This is a genomic window from Planctomycetota bacterium (assembly GCA_035574235.1).
Taxonomy (GTDB): Bacteria; Planctomycetota; MHYJ01; order MHYJ01; family JACPRB01; genus DATLZA01.
Genome location: DATLZA010000083.1, coordinates 1 through 8,830, shown reverse-complemented (window position 1 = coordinate 8,830; position 8,830 = coordinate 1). Strand labels below are relative to the sequence as shown.

General features: G+C 70.5%; 9 protein-coding genes. 1 reads left to right on the top strand and 8 read right to left on the bottom strand.

Annotated features, from left to right (window positions below):
• From VNO22_07270 to VNO22_07235, 8 genes are all read right to left on the bottom strand, one after another.
• On the bottom strand, positions 1-591 hold a 591-nt coding region (locus VNO22_07270; protein HXG61154.1), incomplete at its 3' end, for a 4Fe-4S dicluster domain-containing protein.
• Positions 588-1,709, bottom strand: coding sequence for an FAD-binding oxidoreductase (locus VNO22_07265; protein HXG61153.1), 1,122 nt, complete (start codon positions 1,707-1,709; stop codon positions 588-590). The genes VNO22_07270 and VNO22_07265, both read right to left, overlap by 4 nt.
• Before the next feature lies 1 nt (position 1,710).
• On the bottom strand, positions 1,711-3,201 hold the full coding sequence (locus VNO22_07260) for an FAD-linked oxidase C-terminal domain-containing protein (GenBank protein HXG61152.1): 1,491 nt from the start codon (positions 3,199-3,201) through the stop codon (positions 1,711-1,713).
• The gene (locus tag VNO22_07255) at positions 3,198-3,866 is read right to left on the bottom strand and encodes an FCD domain-containing protein (protein HXG61151.1); all 669 of its coding nucleotides are present in this window, start codon (positions 3,864-3,866) and stop codon (positions 3,198-3,200) included. The genes VNO22_07260 and VNO22_07255 overlap by 4 nt, the downstream gene beginning before the upstream one ends.
• 66 nt (positions 3,867-3,932) lie before the next feature.
• The gene (locus VNO22_07250; GenBank protein HXG61150.1) at positions 3,933-4,898 is read right to left on the bottom strand and encodes a phosphoglycerate dehydrogenase; all 966 of its coding nucleotides are present in this window, start codon (positions 4,896-4,898) and stop codon (positions 3,933-3,935) included.
• The gene (gene gndA / locus VNO22_07245) at positions 4,895-6,310 is read right to left on the bottom strand and encodes an NADP-dependent phosphogluconate dehydrogenase (protein HXG61149.1); all 1,416 of its coding nucleotides are present in this window, start codon (positions 6,308-6,310) and stop codon (positions 4,895-4,897) included. The genes VNO22_07250 and gndA overlap by 4 nt, the downstream gene beginning before the upstream one ends.
• Positions 6,311-6,315: 5 nt before the next feature.
• Positions 6,316-7,392, bottom strand: a complete 1,077-nt coding sequence (locus VNO22_07240; GenBank protein HXG61148.1) for a sugar kinase — start codon at positions 7,390-7,392, stop codon at positions 6,316-6,318.
• 6 nt (positions 7,393-7,398) lie between these two features.
• Positions 7,399-8,184: an SDR family oxidoreductase gene (locus tag VNO22_07235; GenBank protein ID HXG61147.1), complete on the bottom strand. Its 786-nt coding sequence runs from the start codon at positions 8,182-8,184 to the stop codon at positions 7,399-7,401.
• A gap of 145 nt (positions 8,185-8,329) precedes the next feature.
• Here VNO22_07235 and VNO22_07230 point away from each other — a divergent pair.
• Positions 8,330-8,830, top strand: a 501-nt coding sequence (locus VNO22_07230) for a DUF1080 domain-containing protein (GenBank protein ID HXG61146.1), incomplete at its 3' end; no start/stop codon positions are given.

Here is an 8,830-nt window from a genome sequence, read left to right as displayed (position 1 = left end):
CCGCCGGCGCCGCGTCCCCCGGGCGGGGAAGCGCAGGACGCCCGCCGACCGGTCGAGGGCGCCGCGGCGCCGGGCGCGGAAGGAGCGGAAGGGGACGCGCGGCGCCTGCCGCGCCGCCGCGCCGAGCCGCCCCCGCAGAAGCCCCAGCCGCGCCAGGCCGCGCCCCAGGGCGGTCAACCCCAGCGCCTGCGAGAGCCAGAGGGCCTTGAAGAGCGCCGCCTGCGCGCCCCGACGGGGAAGAAGACCCCGGAAGAAAAAGGCCCTCAGGAGCCGCGTCGTCCACCCGCGCGGACGGGAGCGCTCCAGAAGCGTCCGGGTCTTCTCGAGAAGATCGCCGTACGCGACGCCCGAGGGGCAGGCGGTCTCGCAGGCGCGGCAGTCGAGGCACCGGTCCAGGTGGACGATGACGTCCTCCGTGGGCTCCAGCCGCTCCTGAAGGAGGCCCTTCATGAGGTAGATCCGCCCGCGCGGCGAATCCATCTCCACGCGAAGTTCCCGGTAGGTCGGACAGGCCTCCAGGCAGAGGCCGCAGTGGACGCAGGCGGAGATTTTCTCGAAAGACGGGGCGTCCGCGCCGGGTTCGATCTTCACAGCGGCACCCTCCCGGGGTTGAGGACACGGGCCGGATCGCGCGACGCGCGGATCGCCTTCATGAGCGGATCTTCCGGGAATCCCCAGGGGAGCGATTCGCGGCCGCTCAGATGGGGCGGCGCCGATTCCACCGCCGCGTAGCCTTCGCGGGCCGCGGCGCGCCGGTGCCATTCGCGCACGGCCGGCGCCGCCTCCGGGCCCGGCTCCAGGTGCGCCCAGGCCAGGCCGTTTCCGGCCCGGATCCAGAGGGGCGGACCGTCGGGCAAGAGCTGCGGCAGGTCGTGCGGCCGGGCCCCGAGGCGGACGCGCACCCGATCCTTGAGCCGCTCGGGAAGATCCCGCAGCCGCGTCCAGATCTCGTCGGCCGCCGTCCCTTCGCGCCGCTCGAATCCGTCCGCGATCGCGCGGAGATCCCGCTCATGGCGCTCGACGATCGGAGCGCTGCCTTCGACCCCCACGAGCGCGGCGGCCGGGGCGTCCGTGAGAGGCAGGAGCCGCGCGTCGAGCGCCTCGAGCGCCGCCGGGCGGAGTTTCGAGGAGAAGACGGCCAGCAGGATCTCGTGGGCCTTCCGGACGGACGGGCAGGGCAGGACGAAGACGGCGCGGCGTTCCGGGAGCGGCCGGAGCTTGAAGCTCGCCTCAAGGAGAATGCCCAGCGTCCCGAACGCGCCGATGTGGAGCTTGTGGAGGTCGTAGCCCGTGACGTTCTTGACGACGCGGCCGCCGGAGCGGGTGACGCGCCCGTCGGGGCCGGCGACGCGCAGGCCCAGGAGAAGGTCGCGCGCGGTTCCGTAGGCCAGCCGGCGGGGGCCGGAGCCGTTCGTGGCGAGGATCCCGCCGATCGTGGCGGCGGCGAACGGGGGATCGATCGGGAGCCACTGGCCTTCCCGGGCGAGGGCCGCCTGGACGTCCGCAAGAAGGGCGCCCGCCTGGACCGTAACGACAAGATCGCCCGGCTCGTAGGCGACGATCCGGTCCAGTCCTCGCAGGCTGACGGGCCGGGCTTCCGGGGCGGGGCCGGGGCCCAGGTGGAGCTTGGTTCCCGAGCCGAAGACATGGACGGGGCGGCCCTCGCGGAGGATCGCGAGAACGTCCTCTTCGGTCTTCGGCCGGTCCATCTCAGTGTCCCACCGGAAGGCGGTTTCGTCCCGCGGGGGCGCAGCGGGCGGGGGAGGGCACGGCCTTGCCGGGGTTGGCCAGCCCGCGGGGGTTGAAGACGTCGCGCACGCGGCGCATTTCCGCCAGATCGTCCTCGGAGAAGAAATCCCGCATGAAGGAGAGCTTTTCGATGCCGATGCCGTGCTCGCCGGACAGTCCTCCCCCGAGGCGGCAGACGAGCGCCAGGATCTCTTCCCCGGCGCGGCGCACGCGGTCCAGCACCCCGGGCTCGCGTTCGTCGTAGAGCACCACGGGATGGAGGTTGCCGTCGCCGGCGTGGAAGACGTTGGCGATCTGGACGCGGTGGCGTTCCTCGATGCGGGCGATCTCCTCGAGGACTTCGGGGAGCCGGGTGCGGGGAATGACGCCGTCGTGGGTGTAGTAGTTGGGGGCCAGACGCCCCAGGGCGCCGAACGCCTGTTTGCGCCCTTTCCAGAGCTTGGCGCGCTCGGCGTCGTCGCGGGCGAGCCGCACCTCGCGCGCGCCAGCGGCGCGGCAGGCGGAGAGAACCGCCTCCGCCTGAAGCTCGAGATCGTCCGTCAGGCCGTCCACTTCGGCCAGGAGCACGGCCGCCGCGTCGAGGGGAAAGCCGGCGCGGATGTACTGCTCGACGGCGCGAAGGGTTTTCTGGTCGATCATTTCGATCGCGGCCGGCAGGATTCCCCGCCGGAGAATCTCGGTGACGCCGCGGCAGGCGTCGCCCACGGAGTCGAAGATGGCCAGCGCGGTCTTGACCCCTTCCGGAAGAGGCGTCAGGCGCACGAGGATCTTGGTCGCGATCCCGAAGGTGCCCTCGGAGCCCACGAAGACGCCCACGAGGTCGTAGCCGGGCGCGTCCGCGGCCGGTCCGCCCAGGCGGGCGACGGTTCCGTCGGGGAGAACGACCTCGAGCGCGAGCACGTGGTTCGTGGTGACGCCGTACTTGAGCGTGTGGGGGCCGCCCGAGTTTTCGGCGACGTTGCCGCCGATCGTGCAGGCGTACTGGCTGGAGGGGTCGGGCGCGTAGTGCAGGCCGTGCGGGGCCACGGCGCGCGAGAGGTGGATGTTGACGACGCCCGGCTCGACCCAGGCCGTGCGGTTGAGGACGTCGACCTCGAGGATGCGGTTGAGCCGGGCGGTCGAAAGAACCAGGCTCCCGACGGCGACGACGCCGCCCGAAAGCCCCGTTCCCGCGCCGCGCGGGACGAAGGGGACGTGGCGGGCGTTGCAGGCGCGGATGATGCGGGCGACTTCGTCGGTCGATTCCGGGAAGGCCACCGCCAGGGGGAGCGCGCGGTCGAGGGTCTGGGCGTCGCACTCGTACGCGAAGAGATCGTCGGGTTTCGTGACGAGGCGTTCGGGGGGAAGGAAGGCCGCCAGATCCGCCAGCAGGCCGGCCGTGTCTCCGGTGACGGGAGGGATTTCCTCGCGGGCGGCGGGGCTGAGGGCGGGTTCGATCGCTCGCTGCTTCACGGCCGGTCTCCCCGGGGGCGGAAGGTGGCGAGATTCCGTTCGAGGAGGCGCACGGCGCGCTCCACGTCCTGGTCCAGGAGCGCGCGGACGATGGCGGCGTGCTGGGCGTTGGCGCGCCGCATGGAGGCGGCGGAAAGGCGGCGCTCGCGGCCGCTTTCGAGGTCGGCGAAGAACCGGACGAGAAGTCCCCGGAGGCTCCAGACGAAGCGGTTGCCCGCCAGGCGCCAGAGGCCCTCGTGGAAGGCCACGTCCCGGGCCAGCCCCTCGCGGACGCCCCGGCGGCCGGGGGGAAGAGGCTTCGCCAGAAGGCGTTCGAGCGCCTCGAGGTCCTCGCGGCGGGCGCGCCGGGCCACCAGGCGCAGGATTCCGGGCTCCAGGATGCGGCGCAGCTCGTACAGCTCGCGGCGTTCCTCGTCGGTTCGGACGCGGGCCACGAGCTGATCGAAGTGGACGGCCGGGTCGAAGGGAAGGACCCGGAGGCCGCGCTTGGGGCGGGAATCGACGACGCCGAGCGCCCGGAGCGCCTGGAGCGCCTCGCGGACGACGGGGCGGCTCACGCGGAAGCGGCGGGCGAGGGCGTGCTCCGTGGGGAGCCGTCCTCCGGGGGGGATCTCCTCCCGCCGGATGAGGTCCTGGATCTCGCGGACGACCTGTTGGGCGCGCATCGGGGATTCTGAATTGTCTGACAATAGCTAACCCCGCGGGGGCCCCGCGGTCAAGGGAAAGGGGGCCTACAGCCGGTTCGCCTGGGCGAGGGGGGGCTCGCCGCGGAGGACCCGGAGGAGGTTCTCGGCGGCCATCGCGGCCTGGCGCTCCACGCTTTCGTAGGTGCGGGAGCCCACGTGAGGCGTAAGCACGACGTTCGGCGCCGAAAGGAGCGGGTTGGTCTTCTCCACGGGTTCGGGTTCCACCACGTCCGCTCCGTAGCCGGCCAGATGTCCGTCGCGGAGGGCGCGCGCCACGTCCTCCTGGTGGATCAGGGCGCCGCGGGCGCAGTTGAGGAGGTAAGCCCCCTTCTTCATGAGGGCCAGCCGCCGCGCGTCGATGAACTCGCGGTTCTCCTCGGTGAGGTTCATGTGCAGGGAAACCACGTCCGCCTCGCGCAGGACGTCCTCGGCGGCGGACTTGCGCTCCACGCCGAACTGCCGGGCGAACGCGTCGTCCCAGGCGACGTCGTACGCGCAGACCTTCATGTCGAAGGCGACCGCGCGCTTGGCGACTTCCTTGCCGATGCGGCCCAGCCCCAGAATGCCCAGGGTCTTGCCGGCGAGTTCCCGTCCCGTCAGGCGCTTCCACTCGCCGCGCTTGACCGCGGCGTCCTGCGGCGGGATGAGGCGCGTGAGGGACAGCAGCAGGCCGAAGGTGTGCTCGGCCACCGTCACGTGATTGACGCCCGGGCAATAGGTGACGGGAATGCCGAGCTCGGTCGCCGCGGCCAGGTCGATCTTGTCCACGCCGATGCCGTACTTCGAGAGGACCCGCAGGCGCGGGCGGCACTTCTCGAGAACCCGGCGGGTGAAGGCGTCGTCGCCGCAGAGGATGCCGTCGTGCGAGCCCACGAGCCGGAGCAGCTCCGCCTCGGGCAGGGGACCGCGGGCGCGGTCGATCTCGACGCCGGCGTCGGCCAGCATCTGATGATGCCGTCCGGGGGTGTCCTGAAAGGAGGTCGTCGTGACGAGGATGCGCAGGCGGCTCATGAGGTCCAATCCGTATGAAAAGTTCCGGGCTTGTCGATGCGCTCGTACGTGTGGGCGCCGAAGTAATCGCGCTGGGCCTGCGTAAGATTCAGCGGCAGCCGCTCCGCGCGGAGGGCGTCGTAGTAGGCGAGGCTCGCGCTCATGGCCAGGACGGGGATCCCGGCCGCCTGGGCGGTCTGGACGACGTGCCGCCAGCGGGGCTGGGCGTCGGTCACCCACGCCTTGAAGTGGTCGTCGAGCAGCAGGTTCGAAAGCGCGGGGTTCCGCCGGTAGGCCTGCTTGATGAGATCGAGGAACTGGGCGCGGATGATGCAGCCGCCCTTCCAGATGCGGGCGATTTCGCCGAGGTCGAGGTTCCAGCGGTACTCGTCGCCGGCGACCTTCATGAGGACGAGCCCCTGGGCGTAGGAGCAGATCTTGGAGGCGTACAGCGCGTCCCGCACCGCGTCCACGAACGCCCGCCGGTCGGAAGGCGGCGCAGGAGGGGAGGCCGGTCCGGGAAGCACGCGCGAGGCGCGCACGCGGTCCTCCTTGAAGGCGGAAAGGATCCGGGCCTCGACGGCGGCGTTGATCGTGGGGATGGCCACCCCGAGGTCGAGCGCCGTCTGGCTCATCCACTTGCCCGTCCCCTTCTGGCCGGCCTTGTCGAGGATGAGGTCGACGAGCCATCTTCCGGTTTCCGGATCCTTCTTGCGGAGGACCTTGGCGGTGATTTCGACGAGGAAGGAGGACAGGAGGCCGCGGTTCCATTCCGCGAAGACGTCGGCCAGCTCGGGAGGATCCATCCCGAGAAGCCGGCGCAGGAGATCGTAGCTCTCGGCGATGAGCTGCATATCGCCGTACTCGATGCCGTTGTGGACCATCTTGACGAAGTGGCCGGCGCCGTCGGGGCCGATGTAGGCGCAGCAGGGGCCGTCGTCCACCCGGGCGGCGATCTTCTCCCAGATCGGCCGGATCGCTTCGTACGCTTCCCGGGGGCCGCCCGGCATGAGCGAGGGGCCCCACAGGGCGCCCTCCTCGCCGCCGGAGACGCCCGATCCGATGAAGGCGATCTTGCGCGCGGCCAGCGCGTCGTGCCGGCGGCGGGTGTCGAGGAAGTGACTGTTGCCGCCGTCGATGACGATGTCCCCGGGCTCCAGGAGCGGCACGAGCTGCTGGAGCACCTCGTCCACGGGAGCCCCGGCTTTGACCATCAGGACGATCTTGCGGGGCCGCTCGAGGGAGCGGACGAACTCCTCGAGCGTTCGGGCGCCCTGGAGGCGCTTGCCGCGGCCGCGGCCCTCGAGGAGTTCCCGGGTGCGGTCCCAGGTGCGGTTGTAGACCGCGATCGGAAAGCCGTTGCGCTCGATGTTGAGGGCGAGGTTCTCGCCCATGACCGCCAGACCGATGAGTCCGATTTTCGAGGAAGGCATAGGGGTCATCTCTTGATGCGGGCGCTTCCGCCCCGGACCACGTGTTCGACTTCCTCCCGCGTGACCATGGACGTGTCCCCGCGGGTGGACTGCGCCAGCGCCCCGTGCGCGGCGCCCCATTCCACCGCCTCCTGGGGCCCCCGGCCCGTCAGGAGCGCGTAGATCACGCCGCCGGCGAAACCGTCTCCGCCGCCCACGCGGTCTTCGATTTCCAGGTTTTCGTACCGGCGGCTGACGTAGAACTTCCCCTCGTACCAGAGGATCGCGCTCCAATGGTTGACGAGGCCGCTGACGACTTCGCGCAGGGTGGTGCCGACCGCCGCGAGCTGCGGATAGGTCCGGACGACTTCGCCGACCATGCGCTGGTAGCTTTCGACCTCGAGCCCCTTGAAATCTTCGCCGACGCCTTCGACCTTCATGCCCAGCACCTTGATGAAGTCCTCCTCGTTGCCGATGAGGACGCGGATGTAGGGCATGAGCTTCTCGGTGGCGGCGCGGGCTTCCCGGGCGCTCCAGAGCTTGGAGCGGAAGTTGAGGTCGTAGCTCGTGACGGCGCCGGCCTCGTGCGCGGCCCGGAGGGCCTCGAGGGCGACTTCCGCGCAGGAGGGGGAGAGGGCGGAGAAGATCCCTCCGGTGTGGAACCACCGCACGCCGCGGGCGAAGAGCTTTTTCCAGTCCACCTCTCCCGGCTTCAGGCGGGCGGCCGCCGAATGTCCCCGATCGTAGAGCGTGACGCTTCCGCGGACCCCGGTGCCCACCTCCGTGAAGTTCAGGCCCACGCGGTCCTGCCGCCCCACGCCGTCGTAGGGCACCCAGACGACGTGGGAAAGGTCCAGTCCCCCGCCGCGGGCGTGGTTGCGGATCATCCAGGCGACGGGGTTGTCCGGAAGGCGCGAGACCCAGCCGGCCCGCAGGCCCAGGCGCGCGGCCGCGTAGGCCACGTTGTATTCGCCGCCGCCCACCCAGGCTTCGAACTCGGAGGCGAACTCGATCCGCTGATGGCCGCGCGGCGAAAGGCGGATCATGCATTCGCCGAGGGAGACCACGTCCAGCTGGGCGTCCTGAGCGTCGCGGATCTTCATAGGCGATCAGTTGAATTCCATGCAGGAAAAGCCGCCGTCCACCGTGAGGTGGCAGCCGGTGACGAAACTGCCGGCCCGCCGGGCGCAGAGAAAGACGATCGGCCCCATGAGCTCGGCGGGCTCTCCGAAACGGTTCATGGGCGTGTGGGCCAGGATCTTGGCCACGCGGTCGGGCTGGAGGATCCGGCGGTTCTGCTCGGCGGGGAAGAATCCCGGCGAAAGGGCGTTGACGCGGATCCCGTGGGGCGCCCATTCGCGGGCGAGGTTGAGCGTCAGGTTGAGGACGGCGGCCTTGGTGGCGCTGTAGGTGAAGACGCGCGAGAGCGGCCGGAGGGCCGACATCGAGGTGATGTTGACGATCGTTCCGCCGAGCTTCTGTTCGATCATGCGCCGCCCGAAAACCTGGCAGCCGAAGACGACGGACTTGTAGTTGGTCTCGAGGATCCGCTGCATTTCCTCGTCGGTGATCTCGAGGAAGGGGGTGGCGGAGTTCATGCCGGCGCCGTTGACGGCGATGGTGATCTTGCCGTGGCGCGCGACCGTGTCGGCGGCGACGCGCTCGAGTTCGTCCTTGCGGGTGACGTCGGCGGCGGCGAAGGAGGCCTCGCCGCCGTCCTTGCGGATGGCCTCGAGGCGGCGGGCGGCCTTTTCGGCGTCGCGCCCGACGAGGACGACCCGGGCGCCCGCATGCGCGAGGGCGTGCGCCATGGCGCTGCAGAGCTCGCCGGTTCCGCCCGTGACGACGGCGACCTCGCCGGCCAGCGAGAACTGCTCTTCGAGGAACGCGTTCATGGGGGTGAGATTATAAGGGGAAAGGGCGGGGGGAAACCAGAAAGTCGAGAGGCCCCGCGGGCCTCAAAATCTTGTCACGGAAGGGGCTTTCCGCGTACTTAGAATGGGCGTTTGCGTAGACCCTCGAAACGAAGGAGATCCGGCGATGAAGACGATCGGAGGCGCGGCCGCGCTGGCGGCCCTGGCGATTCTGGCGGGCGCGGCGCTTGCCGCCCAGCAGAAGTCCCCCGGGTACGACGACACTCCTCTCCTGCCCGACGGAAAGTGGCGGGTCCACGACTCGAAGCGCCCGCACCCGAAGGTCGTGACGCCGGGGGACGCGCCCGGGAAACCCCCGTCCGACGCGATCGTTCTTTTCGACGGCACCGACCTTTCCAAGTGGAGGAATGCCAAGGGCGAGGCGCCCTCCTGGAAGGTCGAGAACGGATACATGGAGATCACGCCGAAGTCGGGCGGCATCTGGACGCGCGAGGAGTTCGGCGACTGCCAGCTGCACATCGAGTGGGCCACGCCGAACCCCCCCAAGGGGGAAAGCCAGGGGCGCGGCAACAGCGGGGTCTTTCTCCTGGGCCAGTACGAGGTTCAGGTCCTCGACAGCTACGAGAACGTGACCTACGCGGACGGACAGGCGGGGGCGCTGTACGGG